Origin of the sequence: Bacillus sp. TH30 (assembly GCF_016650875.1) — a bacterium.
GTDB classification, from domain to species: Bacteria; Bacillota; Bacilli; order Bacillales; family Bacillaceae_G; genus Bacillus_A; species Bacillus_A mycoides.
Genome location: NZ_JAEKEY010000002.1, coordinates 1,505,193 through 1,530,606 on the forward strand (window position 1 = coordinate 1,505,193; position 25,414 = coordinate 1,530,606).

The window sequence follows — 25,414 nt, forward strand, 5'->3', positions numbered from 1 at the left end:
AGTGGATTTATGCTTAAAATTTTATTGTGGATTCTTCGCGAAGAACGCTTGTACATATTCCATAAACTCTATTGGTTCCTGGCGAAACGGTGCGTGGTATCCTTTTTCAATGATATGGAACGTACTATTTGCAAATAGCTCATGATACAGTTCACCATTTTTCCAAGAAACACTCTTATCGTGTCGTCCCCATATAATTAAAGTCGGTACCTTAATTTTATCTGCTTCCATCGCAATACGGCGCTCTCTCATTTTCGTAAGCTGATCATAATGCTCTTTATCATCGCGACTATTTTTCACTTCATTTTTATTATAATCCGTAATCTCTGTTACAGTTTGTAAGTCTGTCGATAGTGGCGGCACTTCATAACTTTCTTTTTGCTGGAAAGACTCTATCCCTGTAGAATCCGCTAAAACGAGATGCGTTACTGCATCCGGATATAAATACGCTAAATTTAGAGACATCTCTCCGCCCATCGAATGACCAAGTACTGCGAATTGATCGTATCCGAGTTTCTTCATTAACTTATAATATAAATTTACTTGCGCAGGAAACGAATACTGAAAATCAACCGGCTTAGAAGAACGCCCAAACCCTAAAATATCAACCGCAATAATCGTATGATCCTTTACAAGTTCCGGATAAATATCATTAAACCCATCTGAAGAACCACCGAACCCGTGAAGCATAAGTAAAGGCGGTTTCCCCTCACCAATTTGCTTAAAATAAATCGTCTGCCCATCAATCTGCGCCATACTCTCTTTCGTATTCAGCCTCATCATCACAGTATCTTTCACTTCTTCAACCTTCGCAATCGGCTTATCAACGAAGTTACATACTATTAATAAAACAAGAACAATACCGCTAATCATATAAAACTTAAACCGTTTCAAAATCCCCGTCTCCTTTCTCATGTTGCTATTTAAAGTTTTTACATTTTTTGGTTGTTTTATGTTCTCTTTTCATTGTAACTAAATAAGTTACAATGAAGCTAAAAAAATATAACTCATTTCTATTATAGGTGGTTATTTTGTAACTATTATAGTTACATATGAAAAGTAAGTCAATTCTTTTCTCTGCACGGCATAAAAATAAAGAAAGGGACTCCATGTTAAAGTCCCTTTCTTTATTTTTATTATAGTTGGCTTACTCCGCCGTCGCCTCTATTATCTGCGGGTGCTCCACCTGTATCTCCTATATTAATGTAGTCTGGTTTTGCTGGTGCTCCTCCTGTGTCACCTATATTAACGTAGTCTGGTTTTGCTGGTGCTCCTCCTGTGTCACCTATATTTACAGCTTGATTTGTAAAAGAACTATTGAATCCAATTGATAATACCCCTACTAATGCAGTCCCAACAATAGCCAAACGAAATTTCTTCATTATTTTAACACTCCCTTTTCCAATATATTTTTTTGAGCCTTATTATTCATATAAAAATATTTACTTGCCTTAACATGATCATCAAACTCATAAAATTTCAGTGCTAAAATTTCAGTGTATTCTTGAATACAATCCCATAATCTTTCTCTCTCAAAATAAGAAAGTCCTTCTAAAATTACATCTTCAATAATTGATACTGAAGATTTTCCATTGAGTTCTTTCAAAATTTTAAACCGATGTTGAAATTCTTTTTCTCCTAAATCCACACAAATATTTAAACCTTTTTCAACAATTGGATTCGCTAAATTATATTGTCCTAATTTGTAATGTTCACGTGCTTCTACAAACAAGGCTTTAAAGTGTTCTGGGTAATTTTTGGTCACCTCAGATATATGACGAATCGCTAATTCTGAAAGATTTTGACTAGCATAAAGCCAAGCTAAATTATGCCGAACCATTAGCATATATTTTTTTTGATCCGCTTTTTGCAATACTTCCATAGCAGAATTAAAGTTCTCTTCCGCTAATTCATAGTGATCTATGTCTACGCAACATAGTCCAAAAGCATTTTCACATAATCCTACTTTTATTTCATAGCCTGGATATTTCAAAAATGCCGCTTTGGCTCTATTCAAGTAATCTATTGCATGAACTTGGTCATATTTTTGATAATAGAAATTCCCCATCCGATAATTAAACTCCGCATGCTCTATCGGATCTGCAATATATTTCAATAGCTTCTCAGCTTGTTCATACTGTTCTTTCGCTTCGTTATAATTTGAAATTAATGTGCAATGAAATCCTTTAAAAAAATGATAGTAATACGCTAGAAAGCCTTCTTCCGGAATTTCGAAAGATTCCACTTTATCAAAACTATCTTCTCTAATTGAAATCCAATCAACTAATGCATCATATCTAAAATTCAATAATGTATGATAAAGCAATACATCTTGATCAACGACCAACCCACTAATCGTACTATCAATCTCTTCTTTCATTTCCGTAGCTTTCTCTATATGTTGCTGCAACATTACACGATACCAATCATCTAAAGAATGTTTCATTTGCTCCTTCGTTACTATATTCGTTCCCATACCTTCGCCTCTCCCTTGCCAAATTATAAATTTGGGATATTTATACAATTATCCAAATTGTATATTATCACCTCTTTTCTATGTATTGAAAAATAATTATCAGAAAATTTATAATTTAAATGAATTATACCAAATATTTCTATTCTAAAAACTTGAGAAACATTTTTCAGAAAATTTTATAGACCAAATAAAAAAGCAAGCAATTCCAGCGATTCGCTAAAACTACTTGCTCTCCTACTTATTATCTCTACTTTTACTCTTTAATAAATTCCTTAGTACTTCTCACTGTATCAATCGGACGAACTAATTTTTCAATTTCTTCACGTTTTGGCTCTAGGAACGGAGGTAACGATAATTTTTCTCCAAGTGTTTCGTATGGCTCATCTCCCATAAAACCAGGGCCATCTGTCGCAAACTCGAATAAAATTTGCGGCGCAACTCTTGCGTATAATGACTCAAAGAAGTGACGATTTACATAACCAGATGAAGGGAGTCCAACTCGACTTAGTCGCTCAATCCACTCTTCTAATACAGCGCGATTTTCTACGCGGAATGCGGCATGGTGCACTGTACCAAAACCTTGTTGTGCTTCAGGAAGAACCGTATTATGTTCTACAATGACAGAGGCACCGTTTCCACCTTCACCCACTTCAAATAAGTAGAACTCTCCTTCTTGATCAATCTCTTTAAATAATAGAACTTTTTCTAGCACCTCTTTGAAATAACTAAAGTTCGCGATACGAATAAATACAGGTCCTAAGCCAGTAATTGCATATTCTAATGGGACTGGCCCGTCTTGCCAAGGTGTACCTGATTCCACGCCTTTATCAAATTCATCTGAGATCAATTGATAGTGTTGATCATCAAAATCAACGAAAGAAAGAGTTTTCTTACCAAATTGCTCATTAATACCTGTATGTTTCACTTCAAGACGATCAAAACGTTTCACCCAATATGCTAATGCCGCATCACTTGGAACTCGGAATGAAGTTTTTGAAATTTCATTTGTACCGTGTACACCTTTCGGAACGCCTGGGAAATCAAAGAAAGTCATATCCGTTCCTGCACTACCTTTATCATCTGCAAAGAATAAATGATACGTTTGAATATCATCTTGGTTTACTGTTTTTTTAACTAAACGCATTCCTAAAACATGAGTGAAAAATTCATAGTTCTTTTCTGCACTACTTGTAATCGCTGTAACGTGGTGTATTCCTTTTAATTGGTTCATTTTATATTCCTCCAATAGTTTTAATTTATATTTAACTGTTTTATTTTTGCTCGCTGGTCAACGTAGCATTTGTTTATAAAAGTAATCATTCACTTTACTAGTCAAGTGATAATTAAAAAAATAATTCAATGTGTAAAACGATTCGTCCGAAAGTAATAATTCCTTTCGTCACTATCACTTTACATCTCAAGTGATTAAAAAGCAAGTAAATTATCTTTAATTCGAGATATTTTTTTAATATCTCAGTATTAGTTTAAAATGCTATATGTTTTGTGGCGTAATTATTTTCATATCTACTGGTAATAAAACCTTTTCACTCGCCAAAATAAGTAGCCTACAATCAATGAACTAATCATAGGCTATTAAAATTCTTTAATAGTTAAATATCCTTACAATAACTTGTAATTTTAGCGAATAATTAATATTAGTAATTCTCTGTTTCATTAAACGATTTATTTTATCCCGCATTAACGGGCAGTAAGACTTCCACCTCAAAATTCGGCTGGAGCGAAGAAGTTAGGTGGGAGATCCCACTGATTATAGTTTCACTTTATATATTCCAAAAATCACTATTTATATCACTGTTATATTTATAATCAACCTTTTCTTTACCACATTTTTCGCACTTATAAACATTAGCTGTCCCAATCTGCCCTGTTTTAAAATTTTCACTATCCTGAGTTTTAATAAATTTATAATTGTGTATACATCTAGGTTCTCTTACTTTATCCATCCATTTTCCTAGCATAAAGTAATCACTCTCCTTAAAAGAATATTCCTACTACAACTCTATATTTAGAATACTCTACAAAAGATTTCCAATCAACGAACACGTTCTCTTGCATCACATGGTATGCAAAAGAATGGTTTTGTTTAAGATCCGTTTTTTTATTGACAACAGACCCTCATCCATTAGCTTTACACGAGCTAATGCAATATAAATTTGCCGTATGATTTACATCTTTTTCTCTCATTATTTCTTTCCTCATCAAGGAATAAATAATGGTTTTTAAAGCTGTTTGCAGTGTCTTCCCTTATCAGGGCAATAAAAGATGGTGTGAAAACTTAATTTCACACCATCTTTTAAACAATTTTATTGTCATGCCACACTTAATGAGGCCATTCTATTCACAATCTTAATTATGGAAAGTTGGCTTATAGAACGAACGATTATCAAGTGCAAAGACACGCTCAGTGTATTCGCCTGGTTTTGTGCGTCCTAATGCGCGGTCCATCATGTTCATTTTTGCATCTAAGTTATCGATGTAATGCAGAATTTCTGCTTCTTTTACTAATGGTGGTTTTGGGCTACCCCATTCTGCTTTTCCGTGATGGGAAAGGACGATGTGCTGAAGGATTAATACTTCCTCTGCATCGATTTGTAGTTCGTCTGCTGCTTTACCAATTTCGTTCACCATGATAGAAATATGGCCTAGTAAATTTCCTTCTAACGTATACGTTGTAGAAATTGGGCCAGATAGTTCGAATACTTTACCAAGATCGTGTAAAATAACGCCCGCATATAGTAAGTCTTTATCTAACGATGGGTATAGAGCTGATATAGCTTTCGCTAAATCTAACATTGATACAACATGATAAGCTAGTCCAGATACGAACTCGTGATGGTTCTTTGTCGCTGCTGGATATTCTAAAAATTCATTTTGATGCTTATTTAACAAATGTCTTGTTAGACGCTGTATGTTCGGGTTTCTCATTTCAAATATGTATTGCGTAATTTTCTCAACCATATCTTCTTTTTTTATTGGAGCTTTTTCTACAAAGTCTGAGATGTCTGTTACTTCATTCTCATTCGCAACACGAATTTGTTTCACACGTAATTGAATACGTCCTTTATAGTTTAGAATATCTCCAGCTACTTTAACGATTGTTTCCGCTACATATTGTTTCTCAACTTCTGGCGATACGTCCCATAGCTTTGCTTCAATATCTCCACTTGGATCTTGTAAGATTACTGTTAAAAACGGCTTGCCATTGCTTGCGAGACCTTTTGTCGCTGTTTTAATTAACAAGAAAACATCGACTTGTTCACCAACTTCATATTCTACAATTTTCTTTTTCATTCGAATTCCTCCACCAAATCAGTTACTTTTAGTATAGCATACTACAACTCATTTTCTTTACGCTTACGTGTTAATTTTATAATCTCATTTTCTGTAAAATACGTTAATAAATGCGCATGGCATGTAAAGAAGATAACTTGTCTATCTTTCGCAATTTCTTTTATAAGTTCAATCGTTCGATTCGTCCTTACCGCGTCAAAATGTACGAAGCTATCATCAATAATAAATGGATAGTCATGCTCAAACGTTTTCGCTAGCGCGAATCGCAATGATAAATATAACTGCTCCGCTGTCGCTTGGCTTAGTTCATGACTGTAAAAACGCATACCATCGTTACGTTCGACAATGAACGGTTCCGCTTCTGACGGTGAGAATATTTTACTATATCTCCCGCCTGTTAAATACACGAAATACTCTTCGGATTTTTGTAAAATACGCGGAAGATGCACTTCATGATAATACTGCTTCGTTTTCGTTAGCACTGTCTTTGCGGCCGCATATGCAGCCCACTTCTTCACTTGTTCACGCACTTGCGCTTTTTTCATTTCCCACTCATGTAGCAAATCACCATACGTACTGCCTTCTTCTAAATTCGCAATTTCTATTCGATGCTTCGCAATACGCTCTGTCAGTTCTTTCTCCCCTGCCAGACAGCTTTGCGCGGCTGTGATTTCTTGCTTTAATTTTTCATCATAACCGTCAGCCTCATAATGCTCAGCTAATGACAAACTCGTTAAGCGCTGTTCTAACAAATCAATTTGAGGTAATAAACGCCCCACTTGCTTATCCGCGTCTTCACGTTTCTCTGCCAATTTTCCTGCTTCTAAAAACATCTCTTCATCTGTAGATTCTGCGATATGCCATAACCCATCTCGCTCTACTAGTAGTTGTTTTAATTGCTCTTGCATGAACTCATATTCTTCTTGCCATTCCGCCAGCTTCTCTTTCAGCTGCTTACAAGTTTGGCGCTTCTCTTTTTCATTTTGCATACGACTTTGCGCCTCATGCAAATTACTATACTTTTTACTACCGATAACAGTTTCTAGTTTATGCTCAAAGTGCGAAATCATTTCATATAATGAAGATTTCCGCTCGCCTTGTTTATCTAGCTCACGATATAATTGCTGCATTTTTTCAATCCGCTCAAACGCTGGCAACATGTGCGCATATGTAAAAAATTCAGGGAACATATAGCGCGTTTTATACGCATCTACTTGTTCTCCTATTTGGAAAGTTTCTCTCTCCCATTCTTCATAAGATGAAACGACTTTATCATAAGCACGTTCCATTTGTTGTAATTTATAAGACTCTCGCTCAAATAACTTTCGAATCTCTTCATCTTTTTCTAACTGATAACGAACAGACATCGCTTCTTCACTTTGACGCCCGCCAGCACTTTGCTGAAGAGTAAGAAGCTCTTCTTGTAATCCACCCGAAGGATCTTTATATAAAACGAGTGCTAAAACAATCCCTACAAAAACAATCACACTAATAAATAACAGCACGCGGTTATCTATAAATAGACTCGTGAATAAAACAAGCGTGTTAATAAGAAGTAACAGAAGACAAATTCTTTGCCACTGTTTTTTCTTTTGCTGAGCTGCCCCTGCTTTTTCCTCATACTTGCGCTTCATTCTCTCTGCGCCCATTCCTAAAAATGCCGCATCCTGAAATGATTTTTCTTTCTCAACTAACGTATTTTTTTCTTCATCAGCTAACATTTGCTGGCTGATTTGTCTTATATTTTCTTCTTGCTCTTCTAATTGCTCCTGAGCTGTTTTAAAACGATCATCAAGTTGTGCTTTTTGCGTTTCTAACTCTCTCGCTTTTTGCACCGTTTGCGTAATTAATTCTTTCGTCGCTAAACTTATATCAAATGAAAGAACCGTCTCTTGTTCAAAAGTGGCTCCAATTTGTTGCTGTAGTTCTGCGATTTCTTCTTTTATATTCGCAATACTTCCCGTCATATCACGCATTTCTTGGCGTGCATTTTCATAAGACATATGCTGCATACGAAGTTCTTCTACGTAACTTTCTTTTTGTAAAAATGCTTCATCTATTTCTGTGGAATCAATTTCTGATTGCACTGTTTCTATCTTTTTTTGAAGTGAATCTACTTGTACTTGGAGCGGTTCTATCTTTGCTTTTACCGCCTCATAGCGCGCCATTCCGTTTACAGGAAACTGCCCGTTCTCGTTTTCTAACACTTTCTCGTGCGCACTCTTTTCAATAACGAGAGGCTCAAGCGCCGCTAATATTTCATAGTCTTGCTTTCGTCTTTCGGCTGACTCTTTTTCCGCACGAACAGAAGCAAGTTTCTCTTCACTTTCTTTTAACTGCTCGACCTGTTTTTCATACGTGCCAATCTTCCCTTGCCACTCTTTCATCTTTTCCTCAATTTTCTTCATCTCTTGCAGTGACACGTTAATTTCAGGATTACGACCACTCGGCTTAAAACGCTGATTCATTTCTTTTTCTAACTTTTTATCTAACTGCAATAACGCATCACTTCCGACTGCGCTTGCCGAAAATAAATAATTACCGATATCCGCTTCGCCAAGCTGATGAATATTTTGAAGACCATGCATATCAAATGAAAAAACAGAATCAAATAAGCTTTCATTCACACCGCTTAATATATCGTTTAAAATATCTTCGCCGCCAGTTTTCCCGTCTTCAAAATAAACGGTCACCGCGCCTACTGCCGTCTTTTGCAATCGTTCAATTTTCAAACGGCCGTACTTCTCTGTTTGAACAGTCATCGCCCCGCCGTACTTCCCGCCTTCTTTCGGCTCATAACGGCGCTGTCCTCTCGTCGGAAAACCGAACAAAATACTTTTCACAAACGAGCGAATTGTCGATTTCCCCGCTTCATTTTCACCGTACAACACCGTCAGCAATGACAGATCCATTTCCACATTTTCTAGTTTTCCATAGCCATAAATATGGAGTTTTTCAATTCTCATTTTTTATCCCTCTCTTGCTGGAATAATTGCTCTAAAATAATATTTTCCGCTTCCTTTTGAATCTCTTTCTTCTCTTCTTCCGTAAAAGCTTCAATACTATTACGTGCTACAGGAGATGTCCAAATCGTGCGCAATACTCCATCCATATTTGTGAAAGCTTCTAACTCTTTCAGCACACTACCGACGAAATGATTTTCTTCTTTCAAACGTTCAATTTCCGCAAAAGAAACCGTCTCATTTTTCCACTTCATCGCATACACAAAGTCTTTTCGCTCTTCGCCAGCTGCTAAAATATGAAAAATCTCTTCCACGCGCTTGTCTTCACGCAAATAAGGAGAAAGTGGCCCCTGCCCTGTAAATACGACAGTTAAAAGCGTGCCTTCCTCTTCTCTTCTGCATTCATTCATCGCAGTTGACGCGCTCGTCATAAGATCATCAACGGTTTCAAGTCCATCGATACTAACTTCAATCTCATCCCACACAACATCCGCCGTATGGAAAAACGAACAATGCGATCCTTGTTTCGTGAGTTCAATAAGGTACGCACCCTTTTCCCCTGTTTCCTTACGATGACGCCCTTGTATATTACCTGGATAAATAATGTATGGCTCTTCTGATAAAATTTCACGTTTATGTATATGGCCGAGAGCCCAATAATCAAACTGCTTTTCTTTCAGCTCACGAATTTGAAACGGTGCATAGCGATTATGCTCTGCATCCCCTTCCACACTTCCGTGAAGCATTCCAATATGGAAAGGCGCATCACTCATTTTCGTATACTGCGCTGTCATATTATCCGTTACCGCTTGCTGCAAATAACTAAACCCGTAAATAGAAGCTACAAGCTCACCATTTTTATAAAATGACTTCTCTTCCACATAAGGCTCCGTAAACACATGAACATTTTCCGGAAACTCAATTGCTGCCCAGCTTCCCCCTAAATGATCGTGGTTACCGTGAATAATAAAAACGGGAATATCGTACTGCGAAAGTCTCTTCATTTGCTCACGCACAAACACTTGCGCTCTCAAACTTCTCGTCTCCGCATCATACAAATCCCCAGCTAGTAATACGAAATCAACGCGCTCTTGAATCGCTTTATCAACAATACGCTCGAACGATTCAAACGTACTCTGCTTCATTCTCTCCCAAACAGACTGTGGTACATTCATCTCCATCCCTTTAAACGGACTATCCAAATGCAAATCAGCCGCATGTATAAACTTCACTTGTTTCACAAATAACGATCCTTTCTATAGTTCAAAAGTTTCATCTTATCCGCATGAACACAAACAATAAATGCTCAATTGTTGAAAACTAGTAATAAGCAGGAAATAAAAAATCCCCCACTGATTAAAGTTTCACTTTACCCCGTATTAACGGGCAGTAGGCAAAGAAGCCAATCTGAAAGTAAACTGCCCATAAATACCCGATTGGTTCAACTAATAACTAGTGGGGATGAAAAGACTCCCCACTAGTTAAAGTTTCACTTTATTGTAACACGCAATGTCATATATTTCTTTGCATATTCTAGTGATTTATGCCAAAATAGTTATAAGATTCTGATTTTAATTATTGGAGGGAATTTTCATGGGAGTATACGTTCTAACAGTCTTTGAAAAAGATGGTTCAAAAGCATTAGATGAATCATTCGAGGCAGCAACTGAAAAAGAAGCGAAAACAAAAGGTGAATCTATTTTACAAGAAAAAGGATTGTACGAAAAAACACATCGCTGCACATCTTCTGCAGGTAAGCTCGTTTTATTCCAGCGCTAAAAAAAGAAGCGTCATCCGCTTCTTTTTCACTCTACTATATCTTCGTCACACCACGTAAACACCACATCTAGAATGCGATTACCGATACGTACGCGTTTATTCCATTTACCTGTTTGGATCTGATGTTGCAATTCCGCTTTCATCTTTTCCGTCCAGTCGTGAATCGTGTCACTACGGTCGTACGGATATACGCCCGGAAACTCTTCCTGCAGAAGATGCAAGCTCTCTGCATCAAAATGAAAATGGAAGAAGTAGTTTGCTGTAAGCGATGGTTCTTGCAATCGTAAAAAATGATCATCAACTTGCTTTCTATTTCGATAGAAAGTAAAGATATTCACTTTACCGCTCGTAATTTGGTCAATTTGAATTTCGTGCTTCTCTATAATCACGTCTTGCCCACCTCGTTATATACTACCCTTAGTATATATGTCTTTTGCAACAAAGTTAACCATTTTCGCGCGAAATTCATTTCCTTCATTATATTACCCGTACCTCCAAGTACAATCAGGACAAATAAACAAAGTTGAAGGGGAGCGATCACATGTATTTCGGAAGCAAAGGTTGGTATGTAAAAGAACTTAAAAAATTAGGGATTCGTACTTACGAAGGTAAAAAACTAGAATCGTATCGTACACATATTTTATCTAGTTTACTTGAGAGAATGAAGAAAGCTTCGGCTTAATAGATGTAGGAAGCGACTACGGTTGCTTCCTTTTTATTTACTAAATAAAAAGGAAATCATCATACCTTAACTTTTTAACTTTACCGTTATACTTCCTTGATAGAAACCGCCCATTATCAACTGAATCTCTATTACCGAATACTCTTCCAGATAATCATTTGTATATATTTTAAATTCTCCATACTTATTAACCGGTCCGCTTCCAACATACATATCGCCACTCGTTATGACAATTGTTGAATGAGGTTCTGCACGGCCCAATACACAATTATCATCATATTCCACAGAATCTATCGTTATTTTTTGATGCATATTATTAACTGAACCTATACAGTTCTTATTACACAAATTAACATCTCTTTCTTCAGCCCTCGATAGCGCTCGATTCCTACTAGTCTTTTCTGAAGAGAAAGCAACATTCCCCAGCCAACTAAACCTATCAAATGTAGTAATAGGTAGAAACATCTACGTTAACTCCCCCATTCTTCCAATACTTCCATCTCATTTTTTATCAACTACGGTCTTTTAATGAACTTACAGCAATACGTTTTATGTTGGGGTAAAAGAAAACAGCTTTGGTTTTCCATTCAATTTCGCACTGTTAATTTGTACAGAACACATAGAATACTGTTTTTCACCCCAGATGTAATGACAACACCACACAAAAGAAACCACGATCCATTAAATGTAAATCCACCTTCAAATATATTAATAATAATTATGTTGCCAATTATTAAGAGAATCCATGAAATGGAATACTGTTTTCCATTTGTAATATATAAAATTTCATCCTCATAACAGACTGTAATTCCCCCACCTTGCCAAACACCAATAGCAAAAGAAAAAAGCGTAACTGCCAGTAGCTCTGCTTGTAAATCCCTAGTTATTGGTTGCGGCGCCGTATAAGTAATACTCCCTATCATCATGAGAAAAGTTATAATATCTATCCAGTTTATTTTTCTTTGTTTGCTTTGCAGCCAAATAAAGAAAATTAATACAGGAATTAAAAGCAAAGTTTCCATTTAATTATTCTTCTTCCTTTCCTACATTAGAAACGTCTATAATTGTAATGCAATTAGATTGTTCTTAAATCTCTCATACTTTCTGAAGCATAACACGAGAAAGAAATAAAAAAATCGTACAAAAGGGCAAGCCTATAATGTACGATTGGGCATATATAATGTTTTAAAAATGAATTAACTTCCTTTCAATAGATACAGCTACTGCTTCTGACCGTGAATTAACACCTAATTTATTGTATATATTTGTTAAATATGCTTTTACCGTTCGCTCAGCTATTCCCATATCAAATGCAATTTCTTTATTCTTATATCCGCGCGCAATAGCTTTCAGCACAAATAATTCTTTAACCGTTAAGTTATTTTCTGCAACCTTATCAGCATGTACTTCTTTCCTTTTATACTTCACTATCTTTTCCATAATATTTGGTTGTAGTAAAATCTCACCTCGAATAGCCGCTTCCAATGTTCGAAATAAATTCTCACGATCCGTATCTTTTAACAAATATCCTTTTGCCCCTAACTCAATTCCCTTTAACATTAATTCATCTTCGTTATAAGTAGTTAATATAATAATCGGCGTATGGTTTTGTTTTTCATTCAAAGCCTCAATTGTTTCTAAACCACTCATTTTAGGCATATTCAAATCCATTAAAATGACATCAGGTTTCTTCTTTTCTATGAAAGAAAGGGCTTCTTCTCCGTTTGCAGCCTCACCTATAATTTGAAATGAATCACTCGTTTCTATTATTAATTTCAGACCTTCTCTTACAACGAAATGATCATCTACAATTAATACGTTATGCTTCATGGCTATCTCCTTCTTTATTTATAGGCACTTGAATATACACTTTCGTACCTTTCATCTTTTCACTCAATATATGTATTTCTCCCTTAATCAATCGAACACGCTCATTTAGACCAATTAAACCATAATGTCCAGGATTCTTACCGATATATCTAGTGTCAAAACCAATTCCATTATCTTCAACTTCAATAGTAAGTTTTTCAAAATCATCGATATATTCAACATTTAAATTTACATCTGCTGCCTGTGAATGTTTTGCGATATTCGTTAAACATTCACTAATTACATATAAACAGTGCTCTTTTACTACGCTTGAAATATACGGTGGACTTTGGATAGTGAGTCTCACATGTATGGACGTAGCTTCAGAAAAACGCTGAACCTCTTCCTTTACTGCTTCATTAAATGAATTAGTAGTATGACGCAAATCATCAATAACCAACCTTGCATCATGTAAAGTTTGTCTCGCTCTTATCATAGTTTGTTTCATGATCTCTTGAGAGCGTCCTGTATTCCCTTTTTGCATATGGGCATCTATTGCTTCCAATTGCATAATTAAGCTTGCTACACCTTGCGCTAACGTATCATGTAAATCTCTTGCCATACGCTGCCTTTCATTAGCTAATGTCAATTCTTCCACTCTCATATATGCAGACTCTAACTCTTGAATATAGCTCTGTATACGATTACGTGCATCAAATTGCTGCTTATTAATATAAGAAAAAGGAATAATAATTGCTAACACTAAAAGAAACATAGAGATAAGAATAGCTAATTTATTCACACCATAATTGATACTAATTGCAGTACAAAATATGGCGTACATAAGAGTAAAAACTGCTATTACTTTAAATATATTGTGATAAACATATAGACTTTGGGCAATTAAAATAGGTGTTAATCCAACAAAAATTGCTATCGAAGCATTTGGTACAATAAATGCAGCCAAAAACACAATGAAAAGTTGTACAAAAAAGAAGTATAACAATTGCCTATTCCTTAATGAACTAGCATACCAATGAAAAACAGTATGAATAACAATGACTATTGTAAAGAAGAAACTATCCATTGAGAGAATACTATTACGAAATTCTAAAAGCATTGAAGCTATATATACGAGTGTAATCCATAAAACAATAAACCTTCTTGGAATAAATACCGCTTCCAATACATTTTTATCCAAATTTATATTTGAATTTATTTTTTTCATATTCGACCTCCACCATTATATTATACAAGATACAGCTTACATTTTGATAAAGTGAAGGCTTTTACATACAGCCCGACTCCCACAAATAGCGGGATAAGTCACTTATTCCTCTTCATCCTCATTACCAAATACAAATATGAATTATTGCATATCGAAATGCATTGATGTTTTTGTAAGCGCTTACTATAATGAGTTTATAAAGATTTATTACATCTTACTACTAAAGGAGGCAATCATATGGAAATCGCAATGGCAGTTTTAAACTTTGTAGGTGGAGTAATTCCATTAGTTCAAGAGCTTTTAAAAGCATTCATGTAAGGTTATCATTCAGCAATTATTTATAAGAATTATCATACAAATGATCTGTATATCAAAAACAAATTGATACACAGATCATTTGTGTGAGAAAACTTTATACGAGAACTATGTCACCTAGCAGAACAATAATGATACATCTATCTCAAGTTGGAAAAAGACGCTCACAAGGGCGTCTTTTTCTTATATTACTATGTATTCAGGAGAAATCGATTTTTTCAAAATAGATTTTTTTATGTCTTATAAACCCTATTTTAGAATCCCGGCTTCAACTACCTAAAAAATAACATTGTCAACCGAACTTAAATTGGTTATTATAAAAGCGAATATAACAGGAGATGAGCAGATGAATATGAACGAAAATAAATCTTTTTCAAAAGTTTCTCGGCGGAAATTAGTCGATGAAGTGCTAGAACGTCTACAAGAGAAAATCTTTTCTGGCGAGTATGAAGTTGGCGATCGCCTCCCTACAGAGCCGCAATTAATGGAAGAGTTAGGAGTAGGACGTTCAACATTGCGAGAAAGCATAAAGATATTAGTACATGCTGGCATATTAGAAGTTCGACAAGGACAAGGTACTCGTATTGTCTCACTAAATACAACGCAAGATTCATTTGAAAAACGACTGCAAGCAGCTAATATAAATCATGTGTATGAAGCACGAAATATGTTAGATAAAGAAGTAGCGATGTTAGCGGCACAGCGCCGAAGCGACGAGGATCTTTTATACTTAAAAGGACATTTGAATAAAAGAAAACATGCCCTTCAAGAAGGTAATTATGTAGCATACATAGATGCAGACATTCAGTTTCATCTAGCCATTGCAAAGGCAAGCAAAAACGAAGTTCTACTTGATTTGTATCAATCTTTCGTACCTGCCCTTCGCCACATTTTAAGCCAACTCATATTAAATACAGTGGACTATGAAGATAACTCTGACATTCATGAAAAGTTATTCCAAGCTATTTTTAAACAAAATGCCGAAGAGGCACGAACATACGCCGTTCAAAATTTGGAGCTGAAATAAGCTCCTTATCTATTACATACAAACATCAGATGATATACTCAATAATATCTGATGTTTAAGAGAGGAGAAAATGAAATTGAAACATCAAGAACGAACTTATTTGTATATACTAGCACTATTTTTTGTTTCTATTAATTTACGTATCGGAATTACATCTGTTTCACCTGTATTAGAAACAATCCGACAAGACTTAAATATAAGCAATTTTTCCGTTAGCTTTTTAACAGCTATTCCTGTTTTTTGTATGGGGACATTCGCCTTACTGACTGGGAAGGTAATTAGGAAATACGGGGCAGAAAAATCAATTATGGCTTGTCTTATTTTAATTGGCTTGGCAACATGCATGAGAGCTTTTACCTTTTCCATTTCTACATTATTCACAAGCTCTTTATTTATCGGTATTGGAATTGCACTTGCAGGCCCGTTACTATCAGGGTTTATTAAAGAAAAATCCCCTACGAAAATCGGCTTAATGATTGGCATATATTCAGTAGGTATGGGAACTGGTGCTTCTTTAAGTGCAGGATTAACGATTCCTTTACAACATGTATTAAAAGACGATTGGAATATGGCACTCGCTTTTTGGGGTGTACTTACTATTATCGCTATTATATTTTGGTATCCCGTTATGAAACGAAAAAAGAATACGAGTACACAAAATAAAAAGAATAATAGCTTACCTTTAAGAAATAAAAAAGCATGGTTGTTCACAATCTTTTTCGGGATACAATCAGGAATCTTTTATTCCATTACGACTTGGCTTGCGCCGGCAAATCAAAGTATGGGTGTGAGTAGCGAACAAGCGGGGACTCTTATAACTGTTTTTACAGTGATTCAAATGATATGCAGCTTTTTAATTCCAACATTAGCGGATATTTATAAAAACAGAGCACTTTGGTTATTAGGAAGTATATGCTTTGTACTCGTAGGTTTATCGCTTATGATTTACCCATTAACCACACCATGGGTCCCTTCTATTTTACTAGGTATCGGGCTCGGCGGCGTATTCCCACTCGCTCTCATGCTACCGCTATATGAAACAAAAACTTCAGAAGATGCGAGTGCATGGACTGCTATGATGCAGTCAGGAGGATATATTATGGGCGGATTCATTCCTGTCCTAGCAGGAATCGCTCGTGATTATTTTAATAGCTATACGCAAGTTTTTATTATAATGGCACTTTTAAGCTTCATTTTATTCCTATTAACTTTAGTCATGAATAAAAGGAAAAGAAATGCAGAAGATCTTGTCTCCGCTTAAATTTTAAATGTTAATATATGGTATAATTTAATTAAAAACGAAAGGAGCTTCTAACATGTGGTTCATTTCGGCAATCGCGCCTGTTGTAATAGTTGGTGGAATTGTAGTATTTGTAATTAAAAGATTGGAACATAAATATAAGAACGGAAAATTAGGTAAGAAAAAATCTCAAAAAGCTCAACTGTTATTAGATAGTTTAATACCTATGGGAATGCTTGTTGGCTGTATGATTGGTTTGATTTTCGGTATGTTTTTTCCGGATTCCTCACTACTTTCCATTAGTTTAGGATCTGGAATAGGCTATTTATTTGGTTATTTCGCCTATGAAATTTATAGCAAGACAGGAAACAACTTTTCATAATCCAAAAAGAATCATCGGGACAGTACATAGTAGTCATATACAATATGTACTGTCCTTTATTTTTGCATCAACACTATCACCTTACCTTTCACATCCTATACACCTTTTTTATTGATTTTCCTCTCCTCCCTCTTTTGTATATCCGCTTTTTTGTTTTCATTGTAAATTCCTCTTAACCACCTTTAAAGTTATCCATATCACTCATTCTCTCCTTACCCCAAATAACAATTTTATTATTTATCATAAAGTTAACACTCTCGTTAAACATATATAAAGATTGTTGTATTTCTTACTTTTCTCCTTGAAAACAATATATACTACATTTGAAATAAGCGGGTACGTCTGCTTATTATCTAAATTCCCGTGCAATACCCCCTCACGAAATGCTAGGAGCAATCCTAGCATTTTTTACAATAACGTTTTGCTTATTTTAAACATATGTACAGTATAGTTTTTTCAGCTTATCCTTTAAGCGGTTATATCATTTTAGCGAGCCAGTACATTCGCCATCATCTTATTTTTTGTACTTATAATACGCCATCAACTCTTCTTCATTTTAACTTTAATCATGAAACAAAAAAATCCCCTCAAAGCATGAACTTCAAGGGGGGAGCCTGTTTTTTATTTAATTATATACGTACAGCTGTACCACTTACAGCAACCATTAACATTCCATCACGAACAACTTCATAATCTACGTCAATACCAACGATAGCGTTCGCACCTTTTTGTTTTGCAAGTTCTTTCATTTCATCCATCGCGATATCACGAGCTTCTTTTAGCTTGCTTTCATAAGAACCAGCACGGCCACCGACAACATCACGAACTGAAGCAAATAAATCACGAACAATATTTGCACCCATAATAGCTTCACCATTTACAATATCAATATACTCAATAATTTCTTTACCTTGGATTCCAGACGTTGTTGTTACAATCATGACTGACACTCTCCTAATAACTTATAGTTTTTTGATTAACTTTCTTATGTCTTTATTATGACATGAAAAAAGTAACGAATCTATTCAATTACCTTACATGAATGTGACAGTTTTGTAAGAATGAAGCGCTTTAATCTCGGGATACACAAATGATTCTCTATTTTCTCTCCAATCCTTTTCTACTTCTTTAAAAGTTGGTCGCCCTAACTCTTCCTTGTTTTCATGTTTACTAAACCATTTCTTCACATACTTCTCTCCATTTTTATTTTGAACTGTGCAAAGGAAACTATTACTACTATCCTTTAATATTTTTACAATCACGAAAAGACACCTCTTCCCTTTTAAATAACAGAATAGAACTTGATCTTTTACTATAAGCCCTTCCTCTCTTATAGTCATACGACTCCTCGGCCGCGCCAAAGTTGTAAGATCAAAAAACGATATTCACTATGTTTACATTTTGCATAATTGATATGTGAAGTAAATATTATTTAAAGAAATCAGAGTTATAGGCATTATGCTTATCAAATATTTTATAGATTTCTAACTTATCATCTAATTTTGCATCTACTAAAATTAATATATTTCCATCGTAAATGTATTCTTCATATTTCTTAGCATGTTCTTCGGGAATTCCTAATCCGATAAATGCTCCTATTAAACTTCCAGCTCCTCCGCCAATACCGGCTCCTCCAATAGCTGCTGCGATAGGTCCCGCTGCTACGATTGGACCCATTCCAGAAACGGCAAGTATACCAAGACCTGTTAATAAACCACCGAGTCCGCCTGCTACTCCTCCTGCCACAAGCCCTGTCGCTGAAAAGATATCCGCTTTATGTGCCGTTTCACTATTCACTTTTTCACCCGATTTTTCTTCCAGATGTTCAATTTCCTTTTGATCCTTCGCAATAGCTGAAATGTTACCCGCCGAGTATCCTTTATCTTTTAATTCATTAATAACGAATGCCGCATCATCAATTGTTCTAAAAATACCTACTATTTTTCTATCTACATCCATAACTATTAACCTCCTAAAGTTTTATATAATGTATCTTTATCTTTCTTCATTTCTGTATACACTAACCTTCTTATTAACATAACCATTTACGAAAAAAGCGAATAGTAAAAGCATTACAAGCGAACTACTTAACAAGTAAATTAAATCAAATGTAATATCAATCATCATTTCATTCATGTATACCAGACTCCTTTTTATTTAAAGTAAAAGTATATTTTGATAGACTAATCTACTAAACATAGAAATCTTACAATTCATCTTCAGTCAATCTCTTTGTAGTATATGTATACCCTTCGTAACCCTTTCTAAACCTAAAAAACTATAATTATATTTTTTCTTATTTATATGTTTAACATTTTTTAAAACGGGTATGTTTATATTGTTATGCTTACTATATGGAAAGGAATATTTCGATGAATGCAATCCAATCTACTACTATTCTTTATAATGAAACACCTACAATAACGCAGATTCATCATTTTTATGCTTTAATGACAACATTTCAAACTAATCTATTTATAAGTAAACACGGAACACTTACTTCTATTAAAAGCTTAAGCACATTAATATCCTTTTTCCTTACTGTAAAAAAGAGAGCTTGTATTATTTATCTTTGAAGGAATAGATGCAAAAAAAGCTTTAAGCACACTCTTTCCTTCTTAAAAGTTTTATTATCCCCCGATTCCCTCGATTGTTACTTTTCATATATGTTTATATTTCAAAATGATTTCCTCTATTCAAAACGAGACCCCCTTATACAATAGGGGGATTTCTAGTTTGGCCTTATGAAAACTGATATAATATATATTACGTTTTTCATTCTTTACAATTGAAAACTTTGAATAACCTTGAAGGTAGGAATTTTTAATGAAATCGAAAGCAAAATTTAGTATTCGCTACAAAATTATGGCTGGTTATTTAGTTATGATTTTGTTCTTACTTATTTCTTTCATTATGTTAAACAATGAGATTTCCAATTTACAAAAATCTCGTAATTTTATTATTGATCACGATTTTAAAGTTCTTAATTTAACGAATCAAGTGGAGAAAGAATTGCTAACAATTGAAAATAAAGCGAAAGGATTTATTACTTCTAATAACGCAAATTACGTGCAATCCCTGAACACTGCGGAAAAGGATTACGAAAAACATTATCAAGATCTTTTGGCTCTATTAGAGGATAACCCCTCTCAGCAAGAAAAATTAAAACAGATTAACGAAAATATTAATAGTTGGATTAATAAAGAGATTCATCCATTAATTACAAATCATAATAGTAATAACATACAAGCAATCGACACGACTCAAATTCAGTCATTACAATCGCAGCTAACTAACTTCCGTGGTGTAGAGGAGCAACTAACGAAAAAAGAGCTGCACAATTAGATACTGAAAATAATAAATTAGAGATTTGGTTATACAGTTTATTGTTCTTACTTTCTTGTATTTCTATTATCATTTCACTCTATATTTCGAATTCCATTACAAAAACGATTAAAAACGTAATTCAAGCTATTAAATCCATTTCTTCTAAAGAAAAAATTACTGAAAGAATTCATGTAAACACGCGGGATGAAATAAAAGAGCTTGCTCATACAACAAACCACCTACTAGACGAAATATCTAAAAGAGAGTGGTTACAAACCGAGCTTGCAGAATTAATTTTAATGTATCAAGGTATACCTTCTATTGAGATGTTAGGTAAAAAAATTCTTAGTGGAGTTATACAAAAAACGCAAACCTCTTGCGGTGCATTCTATGTACGTGAAGAAATTGAAGAAACTGTCTACTATGTGAAGAAAGCTTCTTTCGCTGATCAAGGTGCTGATATTGGAAAACAATCCATTAAAATGGGTGAAGGTTTAATTGGGCAATGTGCTTTAGAAAAACAAAGCTTTATTCTTCGAGAGATACCAGAAGAATTTCGTTATGTCACTAGCGGCTTATTAGAAATACGCCCTCAAAACCTACTAGTCGTCCCTATCTTATTTGAAGATGAAGTGATCGCAGTAATGGAGTTAGTAAGTGTAACTGAGATTTCAGACTTACATCAAGATTTAATTCAACAAACCGTTGATAACCTAGGTCTAACCATCCATAGTATTATGGGACGTATGCGAATTCAAACTCTTTTACATGAATCACAAGCAATGACAGAAGAGTTGCAAGTTCAATCAGAAGAATTGCAAACGCAAGCTGAAGAACTACAAATGCAAGCCGAAGAATTAAGAACAACGAATGAACAACTAGAGTCTAGAACTGAAGAGGCCGAGCAAAAGACAGCTGACTTACAAATTACTAAATCAGAATTAGAAGAAAAAGCAAGTGAAATATTACGTAGCTCAAAATACAAATCAGAATTCCTAGCAAATATGTCACATGAATTACGCACACCGTTAAATAGTATTTTACTATTATCTGAAATGTTAAGAGAAAATCATGATAATCATTTATCCGATGATGAAATTGAATTAGCAACCGTCATTCATTCATCAGGGAAAGATTTACTTACTTTAATTAATGACATACTAGATTTATCTAAAGTAGAAGCTGGGAAACTAGATGTTATTTTTGAAGCAACGAACATAAGTGACATGGCAGCAAATATGCATCAAAACTTTTTACATATAGCTGCACAAAAAAATGTCGAATTTACTATTGAAGACAGTGATATTATTCCTGATTTATTTTATACAGATGCAAAGCGGATTGAGCAAATTATTAAAAACTTATTATCCAATGCATTTAAATTCACGGAAAAAGGATCCGTCTCTTTACATTTCGATCCGATAGAAACAACCAATTTGAGTAATGAAATGCAGTCTATAAGTAATGATTGGATTACAATTTCAGTAAAAGATACTGGTATTGGTATCGCTACAGAACAGCATCAACTTATTTTCGAAGCTTTTCAACAGGCAGATGGAGCAACGATTCGGAAATATGGTGGTACAGGCTTAGGATTATCTATTTGTAAAGAGTTTGCTAGATTATTAGGTGGTTGGATTACGTTAGAGAGTAATGTAGGAGAAGGCAGTACTTTCACCGTATATATCCCTAACCTTCCAAATGGGTTAACTGATATACAAGTATCCAATTTAGAAGTTGCAGCAACGATAGAAGATGTTATTCCCGCTGAAGTTATTGAGGAAACTATCGTGACGCCAGAAACAAATAACGTCTTCCAAGAGAAAACTATTTTAATTGTCGATGATGATCATCGAAATATATTTGCATTGCAAAACGCATTAGAAAAACAACATGCCAACATTATTACTGCACAAAACGGCATAGAGTGTTTAGAAATACTAAAAAACAATACAAATATTGACCTTATTTTAATGGATATTATGATGCCGAATATGGACGGTTATGAAACGATGGAACATATCCGAATGAACTTAGGTTTCCATGAAATACCTATTATCGCATTAACTGCTAAAGCAATGCCAAATGATAAGGAAAAATGTTTATCTGCTGGCGCTTCAGATTATATAAGTAAACCATTAAATTTACATCAACTCTATTCGGTAATGAGTGTATGGTTAATAAAATAAGTGAGGTTTAGTTTAAGTGGAAAATAAGTATTATAATTTTGATCCATCCGTAGATATGGATAAGCGTACGAACTTAGAAATTGAATTACTATTGGAAGCGGTATTTAAACTGTCAGGATTTGATTTTCGCCAATATGCTCGCACATCTATTTATAGAAGAATTTGTAATAGAATGCAGCTCTCTAATATCCCTACCATTTCAAAGTTAATTGAAAAAGTAATTCATGAGGAAGGGTTTTTAGAACAGTTATTAAATGATTTCTCCATTAATGTAACTGAAATGTTCCGTAACCCTACTTTTTTTAAAGCGTTAAGAGAGCATGTTATTCCTGAATTAAAAAAGTATCCTGAAATTAGAATTTGGCATGCTGGATGCGCAACTGGTGAAGAAGTGTTATCAATGTCCATCTTACTTCACGAAGAAGGATTAAGTGAAAAAGCTGTTATTTACGCAACAGATATGAATACAAATGTGTTAGAAAAAGCAAAACAAGGCATCCTTCCGTTAAATAAAATGCAAACTTATACGAAAAACTATTTACAAGCTGGCGGTACACAAGCATTTTCTAACTATTATTCAACAGATAGTCGTTTTGCTTATTTTAATCCATCCCTGTTACAAAACATTATTTTTGCGCAACATAATTTAGTAACTGATCAGTCTTTTAACGAATTTCATATTATACTTTGCCGTAACGTTTTAATTTACTTTACGAGTAAACTTCAAAACCAAGTACAGCAACTATTTTATGAAAGTTTAGGCCACAATGGATTCCTATGTTTAGGAAATAAAGAAACTCTTCGTTTTTCTGATATAATGCCGCATTATATCCAATTTAATCCTAACGAACAAATCTATCAAAAAATACAATAAAAAGCGTATGAAATCCTATGTTTGGATTTCATACGCTTTTTATTTCGCATTCGTTTGTATCATAATTAGACACATATCATCTGATTGTGTTTTCTTCTGTTCTTCCTTGTAAAATCCTTCTATCTCTTCTTCTAAATCTCCCCATTTTCTTTCTGTAAAAGCACGTAATTTCTCTTCAGACTCAAATTCATCATTTGCAATTGCTTCAAGCACACCATCTGTAAACAATACTATTTGAGCGTTCTTCTCAAAAGGTATAACAGTCTTTTCAACTTTTATTTCATCAAAAAATCCTACCGCACAACTCCCGCGATTTAGTTCCACTACACTCGCTTCATCAACTAAAACGTACCCAGAAGGATGTCCTGCATTTACATATTCAATTGTTCTCTTTTCTGTATCAACTACTAAGTATATCGCTGTAAAATAATATGGAATATTGTCATTCTCATTATGTAAAAGAGTCATATATTTATTTAAGTCTTTAATGACAAGTTCTGGATCGATTAAACATTTAATCGATTCACGTAATACAGACGAGATAAACATACAAACTAATGAAGCAGATATACCATGTCCCATCACATCTAATAATATAATACCGTAGCGATTTTCATCGATTTTATACCAATAATACATATCTCCAGCTAGTTTGAATGAAGGTAAGTAACTTGCTTCAATTTTTATATGATCTTCTCTTAATGGGCTACTTAATAAGTTTCTTTGTACTTGTGTAGCTAAATCTAATTCATTACGAAGGTTTTCTTCTTGTTCTTTATGCCAATTTAATTCCGATTTCAAGCGTAATGCTACACGCATACGCGCTAACAATTCAACTTTATTTATCGGTTTCGTAATATAATCCATTGCGCCTATATCAAGCGCTTCAGCTAATTTATTCGCATCTTCTAAAGCTGTTACAAAAATAATAGGAATATCTTTAAACTTCTCCTCATTTTGTAATCGCCTACAAACTTCAAGTCCATCAATTTCAGGCATCATAATATCTAATAGTATTAAATCAATTTCATTATGCCTGGAAGAATCTTTTCCAAAATGGATGTATTCGAAAAGCTCTTGTGCAGAATTCAGCGATACAAGATCCTGATATCCGGCTTGTTTTAAAATTTTTTCAATTACAAAGATGTTAACCGGATTATCATCGACAATTAAAATGGACACAAGTTATTTCCCCTTTTCTTATTTAAAATGTAAATCTATTATCATTTTCTATTTTTCTAGTATTGCATACTCAGTTATAAAATGAAAATTTCCTACTCAAACATATTTACACAGCAAAAGAACAAACCCCCTAGAAATGAGAGTTTGTTCTTTCACTCTATAAATTTCCACTTTTAATTTAACACCATTGCTTTGTCATTTAAAAGGCGATCTAATTCTTCCATATGATTTGTTTCATCTGCAATCATATCTTCTAACTTTACAACTAACTCTGTCATATTTAATTTCGCTGCCTGTTCTTTTCTCGTTTCATAACGCTTAATTGTTTCATATTCTGATTGTCTAGCTGCTTCTAACATTTCTCTAACATCTTCTACTTGTTTCACTGGTAAAGGGATCGTAGTAGGTGTACCACCTAGCGTCTTAATTTTCTCCGCTAAATATAGGGCATGTCCTTGTTCATCACTAATTTCAGATTCAAAGAAAGGTTTTAACACTTGTCTATATATACCAGAAACCGTAGCTGCATTATGGTTATACATTATAATTGCCGAGTATTCTCCTGCTAAATCTTCATTCAATCCTTCGATTAGTTCTTTCACATCGTGTGACATTTTAATATCTCCTCC

General features: G+C 34.4%; 25 protein-coding genes and 3 pseudogenes. 9 read left to right on the forward strand and 19 right to left on the reverse strand.

What is annotated here, in order from left to right:
* Positions 1 to 21: 21 nt before the first annotated feature.
* From JFU20_RS09910 to JFU20_RS09945, 8 genes are all read right to left on the reverse strand, one after another.
* Positions 22 to 894, reverse strand: a complete 873-nt coding sequence (locus tag JFU20_RS09910; RefSeq protein ID WP_002166206.1) for an alpha/beta fold hydrolase — start codon at positions 892 to 894, stop codon at positions 22 to 24.
* Positions 895 to 1,136: 242 nt separating this feature from the next.
* Positions 1,137 to 1,382, reverse strand: a complete 246-nt coding sequence (locus JFU20_RS09915) for a Phr family secreted Rap phosphatase inhibitor (RefSeq protein ID WP_002011099.1) — start codon at positions 1,380 to 1,382, stop codon at positions 1,137 to 1,139.
* Entirely contained in the window at positions 1,382 to 2,476 is a 1,095-nt protein-coding gene (locus tag JFU20_RS09920) for a response regulator aspartate phosphatase (RefSeq protein ID WP_002166207.1), read from the reverse strand. The genes JFU20_RS09915 and JFU20_RS09920 overlap by 1 nt, the downstream gene beginning before the upstream one ends.
* A gap of 253 nt (positions 2,477 to 2,729) precedes the next feature.
* Entirely contained in the window at positions 2,730 to 3,707 is a 978-nt protein-coding gene (locus JFU20_RS09925) for a ring-cleaving dioxygenase (protein WP_033715687.1), read from the reverse strand.
* Positions 3,708 to 4,257: 550 nt separating this feature from the next.
* On the reverse strand, positions 4,258 to 4,455 hold the full coding sequence (locus tag JFU20_RS09930) for a hypothetical protein (RefSeq protein WP_002166209.1): 198 nt from the start codon (positions 4,453 to 4,455) through the stop codon (positions 4,258 to 4,260).
* A 388-nt stretch (positions 4,456 to 4,843) separates the two neighbouring features.
* Positions 4,844 to 5,788, reverse strand: a complete 945-nt coding sequence (yhaM, locus tag JFU20_RS09935; RefSeq protein ID WP_002011096.1) for a 3'-5' exoribonuclease YhaM — start codon at positions 5,786 to 5,788, stop codon at positions 4,844 to 4,846.
* Between the two features lie 41 nt (positions 5,789 to 5,829).
* Positions 5,830 to 8,754 carry an ATP-binding protein gene (locus JFU20_RS09940; RefSeq protein ID WP_201038579.1) on the reverse strand — a complete coding sequence of 975 codons (2,925 nt, stop codon included), beginning with the start codon at positions 8,752 to 8,754 and terminating at the stop codon, positions 5,830 to 5,832.
* Positions 8,751 to 9,992 (reverse strand): metallophosphoesterase family protein, encoded by a 1,242-nt coding sequence (locus tag JFU20_RS09945; protein WP_002011094.1) that lies wholly within the window; start codon positions 9,990 to 9,992, stop codon positions 8,751 to 8,753. The genes JFU20_RS09940 and JFU20_RS09945 overlap by 4 nt, the downstream gene beginning before the upstream one ends.
* A gap of 352 nt (positions 9,993 to 10,344) precedes the next feature.
* On the opposite strand from JFU20_RS09945, the gene JFU20_RS09950 reads away from it, so the two are divergent.
* Complete coding sequence (locus JFU20_RS09950) at positions 10,345 to 10,530, forward strand: YhzD family protein (protein ID WP_201038580.1); 186 nt, start codon at positions 10,345 to 10,347, stop codon at positions 10,528 to 10,530.
* Positions 10,531 to 10,556: 26 nt separating this feature from the next.
* On the opposite strand, the gene JFU20_RS09955 is transcribed toward JFU20_RS09950, so the two are convergent.
* A complete protein-coding gene (locus JFU20_RS09955; protein ID WP_002064091.1) occupies positions 10,557 to 10,919 on the reverse strand; it encodes a hypothetical protein in 363 nt (120 codons plus the stop codon).
* Between the two features lie 152 nt (positions 10,920 to 11,071).
* Here JFU20_RS09955 and JFU20_RS09960 point away from each other — a divergent pair, with 152 nt between their 5' ends.
* Positions 11,072 to 11,212 carry a YflJ family protein gene (locus JFU20_RS09960; RefSeq protein WP_000273535.1) on the forward strand — a complete coding sequence of 47 codons (141 nt, stop codon included), beginning with the start codon at positions 11,072 to 11,074 and terminating at the stop codon, positions 11,210 to 11,212.
* A 66-nt stretch (positions 11,213 to 11,278) separates the two neighbouring features.
* Here the strand turns inward: JFU20_RS09960 and JFU20_RS09965 are convergent, their stop codons facing one another.
* The 4 genes from JFU20_RS09965 to JFU20_RS09980 form a co-directional block, all read right to left on the reverse strand.
* Positions 11,279 to 11,677: an Ig-like domain-containing protein gene (locus tag JFU20_RS09965; RefSeq protein ID WP_201038581.1), complete on the reverse strand. Its 399-nt coding sequence runs from the start codon at positions 11,675 to 11,677 to the stop codon at positions 11,279 to 11,281.
* A 122-nt stretch (positions 11,678 to 11,799) separates the two neighbouring features.
* On the reverse strand, positions 11,800 to 12,234 hold the full coding sequence (locus JFU20_RS09970) for a hypothetical protein (protein WP_002011089.1): 435 nt from the start codon (positions 12,232 to 12,234) through the stop codon (positions 11,800 to 11,802).
* A 163-nt stretch (positions 12,235 to 12,397) separates the two neighbouring features.
* Positions 12,398 to 13,042, reverse strand: coding sequence for a response regulator (locus JFU20_RS09975; RefSeq protein WP_002087211.1), 645 nt, complete (start codon positions 13,040 to 13,042; stop codon positions 12,398 to 12,400).
* The gene (locus JFU20_RS09980) at positions 13,032 to 14,249 is read right to left on the reverse strand and encodes a sensor histidine kinase (protein WP_002011086.1); all 1,218 of its coding nucleotides are present in this window, start codon (positions 14,247 to 14,249) and stop codon (positions 13,032 to 13,034) included. Before JFU20_RS09980 ends, JFU20_RS09975 begins: the two co-directional genes overlap by 11 nt.
* 136 nt (positions 14,250 to 14,385) lie before the next feature.
* Here JFU20_RS09980 and JFU20_RS30565 point away from each other — a divergent pair.
* The 4 genes and pseudogenes from JFU20_RS30565 to JFU20_RS09995 all read left to right on the forward strand — a co-directional run bounded on the left by JFU20_RS30565 (position 14,386) and on the right by JFU20_RS09995 (position 17,213).
* Positions 14,386 to 14,567: pseudogene (locus tag JFU20_RS30565) on the forward strand (hypothetical protein).
* Positions 14,568 to 14,910: 343 nt separating this feature from the next.
* A complete protein-coding gene (locus tag JFU20_RS09985) occupies positions 14,911 to 15,591 on the forward strand; it encodes a FadR/GntR family transcriptional regulator (protein ID WP_002166212.1) in 681 nt (226 codons plus the stop codon).
* Between the two features lie 70 nt (positions 15,592 to 15,661).
* Positions 15,662 to 16,852: an MFS transporter gene (locus JFU20_RS09990; RefSeq protein ID WP_002166213.1), complete on the forward strand. Its 1,191-nt coding sequence runs from the start codon at positions 15,662 to 15,664 to the stop codon at positions 16,850 to 16,852.
* A gap of 55 nt (positions 16,853 to 16,907) precedes the next feature.
* Positions 16,908 to 17,213, forward strand: a complete 306-nt coding sequence (locus JFU20_RS09995) for a hypothetical protein (protein WP_002011080.1) — start codon at positions 16,908 to 16,910, stop codon at positions 17,211 to 17,213.
* 629 nt (positions 17,214 to 17,842) lie between these two features.
* Here the strand turns inward: JFU20_RS09995 and JFU20_RS10000 are convergent.
* The 4 genes from JFU20_RS10000 to JFU20_RS10015 all read right to left on the reverse strand — a co-directional run bounded on the left by JFU20_RS10000 (position 17,843) and on the right by JFU20_RS10015 (position 19,349).
* Complete coding sequence (locus JFU20_RS10000; protein WP_000637510.1) at positions 17,843 to 18,154, reverse strand: YbjQ family protein; 312 nt, start codon at positions 18,152 to 18,154, stop codon at positions 17,843 to 17,845.
* A 93-nt stretch (positions 18,155 to 18,247) separates the two neighbouring features.
* Positions 18,248 to 18,475 carry a DUF4028 family protein gene (locus JFU20_RS10005; protein ID WP_002011078.1) on the reverse strand — a complete coding sequence of 76 codons (228 nt, stop codon included), beginning with the start codon at positions 18,473 to 18,475 and terminating at the stop codon, positions 18,248 to 18,250.
* Between the two features lie 166 nt (positions 18,476 to 18,641).
* Complete coding sequence (locus tag JFU20_RS10010; protein WP_002011077.1) at positions 18,642 to 19,172, reverse strand: general stress protein; 531 nt, start codon at positions 19,170 to 19,172, stop codon at positions 18,642 to 18,644.
* Between the two features lie 36 nt (positions 19,173 to 19,208).
* Positions 19,209 to 19,349: a hypothetical protein gene (locus JFU20_RS10015; RefSeq protein WP_002011076.1), complete on the reverse strand. Its 141-nt coding sequence runs from the start codon at positions 19,347 to 19,349 to the stop codon at positions 19,209 to 19,211.
* Positions 19,350 to 19,585: 236 nt separating this feature from the next.
* On the opposite strand from JFU20_RS10015, the pseudogene JFU20_RS10020 reads away from it, so the two are divergent.
* The 3 genes and pseudogenes from JFU20_RS10020 to JFU20_RS10035 all read left to right on the forward strand — a co-directional run bounded on the left by JFU20_RS10020 (position 19,586) and on the right by JFU20_RS10035 (position 23,603).
* Positions 19,586 to 19,835: pseudogene (locus JFU20_RS10020) on the forward strand (hypothetical protein).
* A gap of 204 nt (positions 19,836 to 20,039) precedes the next feature.
* Positions 20,040 to 22,729 (forward strand): annotated as a pseudogene (locus JFU20_RS10030) (response regulator).
* Positions 22,730 to 22,745: 16 nt separating this feature from the next.
* Positions 22,746 to 23,603 (forward strand): CheR family methyltransferase, encoded by an 858-nt coding sequence (locus tag JFU20_RS10035; protein ID WP_002166216.1) that lies wholly within the window; start codon positions 22,746 to 22,748, stop codon positions 23,601 to 23,603.
* Positions 23,604 to 23,642: 39 nt separating this feature from the next.
* Here JFU20_RS10035 and JFU20_RS10040 read toward each other — a convergent pair whose 3' ends face one another.
* Together JFU20_RS10040 and JFU20_RS10045 are read right to left on the reverse strand one after the other, a co-directional pair.
* A complete protein-coding gene (locus JFU20_RS10040) occupies positions 23,643 to 24,785 on the reverse strand; it encodes a fused response regulator/phosphatase (RefSeq protein WP_002011071.1) in 1,143 nt (380 codons plus the stop codon).
* 173 nt (positions 24,786 to 24,958) lie between these two features.
* Positions 24,959 to 25,399 (reverse strand): ferritin-like domain-containing protein, encoded by a 441-nt coding sequence (locus JFU20_RS10045; protein WP_002011070.1) that lies wholly within the window; start codon positions 25,397 to 25,399, stop codon positions 24,959 to 24,961.
* Between the last annotated feature and the right edge of the window lie 15 nt (positions 25,400 to 25,414).

Bases quoted from the DNA above. Each gene is read 5' to 3' on its own strand.
- JFU20_RS09920 (WP_002166207.1), bottom strand. From the start codon at position 2,476: ATGGGAACGAATATAGTAACGAAGGAGCAAATGAAACATTCTTTAGAT.
- JFU20_RS09940 (WP_201038579.1), bottom strand. From the start codon at position 8,754: ATGAGAATTGAAAAACTCCATATTTATGGCTATGGAAAACTAGAAAAT.
- JFU20_RS10045 (WP_002011070.1), bottom strand. From the start codon at position 25,399: ATGTCACACGATGTGAAAGAACTAATCGAAGGATTGAATGAAGATTTA.
- JFU20_RS09960 (WP_000273535.1), top strand. From the start codon at position 11,072: ATGTATTTCGGAAGCAAAGGTTGGTATGTAAAAGAACTTAAAAAATTA.
- JFU20_RS10000 (WP_000637510.1), bottom strand. From the start codon at position 18,154: ATGATTGTAACAACAACGTCTGGAATCCAAGGTAAAGAAATTATTGAG.
- JFU20_RS09985 (WP_002166212.1), top strand. From the start codon at position 14,911: ATGAATATGAACGAAAATAAATCTTTTTCAAAAGTTTCTCGGCGGAAA.
- yhaM (WP_002011096.1), bottom strand. From the start codon at position 5,788: ATGAAAAAGAAAATTGTAGAATATGAAGTTGGTGAACAAGTCGATGTT.
- JFU20_RS09975 (WP_002087211.1), bottom strand. From the start codon at position 13,042: ATGAAGCATAACGTATTAATTGTAGATGATCATTTCGTTGTAAGAGAA.
- JFU20_RS09980 (WP_002011086.1), bottom strand. From the start codon at position 14,249: ATGAAAAAAATAAATTCAAATATAAATTTGGATAAAAATGTATTGGAA.
- JFU20_RS09965 (WP_201038581.1), bottom strand. From the start codon at position 11,677: ATGTTTCTACCTATTACTACATTTGATAGGTTTAGTTGGCTGGGGAAT.
- JFU20_RS09995 (WP_002011080.1), top strand. From the start codon at position 16,908: ATGTGGTTCATTTCGGCAATCGCGCCTGTTGTAATAGTTGGTGGAATT.
- JFU20_RS09950 (WP_201038580.1), top strand. From the start codon at position 10,345: ATGGGAGTATACGTTCTAACAGTCTTTGAAAAAGATGGTTCAAAAGCA.
- JFU20_RS09970 (WP_002011089.1), bottom strand. From the start codon at position 12,234: ATGGAAACTTTGCTTTTAATTCCTGTATTAATTTTCTTTATTTGGCTG.
- JFU20_RS09990 (WP_002166213.1), top strand. From the start codon at position 15,662: ATGAAATTGAAACATCAAGAACGAACTTATTTGTATATACTAGCACTA.
- JFU20_RS10010 (WP_002011077.1), bottom strand. From the start codon at position 19,172: ATGGATGTAGATAGAAAAATAGTAGGTATTTTTAGAACAATTGATGAT.
- JFU20_RS10015 (WP_002011076.1), bottom strand. From the start codon at position 19,349: ATGAATGAAATGATGATTGATATTACATTTGATTTAATTTACTTGTTA.
- JFU20_RS09930 (WP_002166209.1), bottom strand. From the start codon at position 4,455: ATGCTAGGAAAATGGATGGATAAAGTAAGAGAACCTAGATGTATACAC.
- JFU20_RS09925 (WP_033715687.1), bottom strand. From the start codon at position 3,707: ATGAACCAATTAAAAGGAATACACCACGTTACAGCGATTACAAGTAGT.
- JFU20_RS09915 (WP_002011099.1), bottom strand. From the start codon at position 1,382: ATGAAGAAATTTCGTTTGGCTATTGTTGGGACTGCATTAGTAGGGGTA.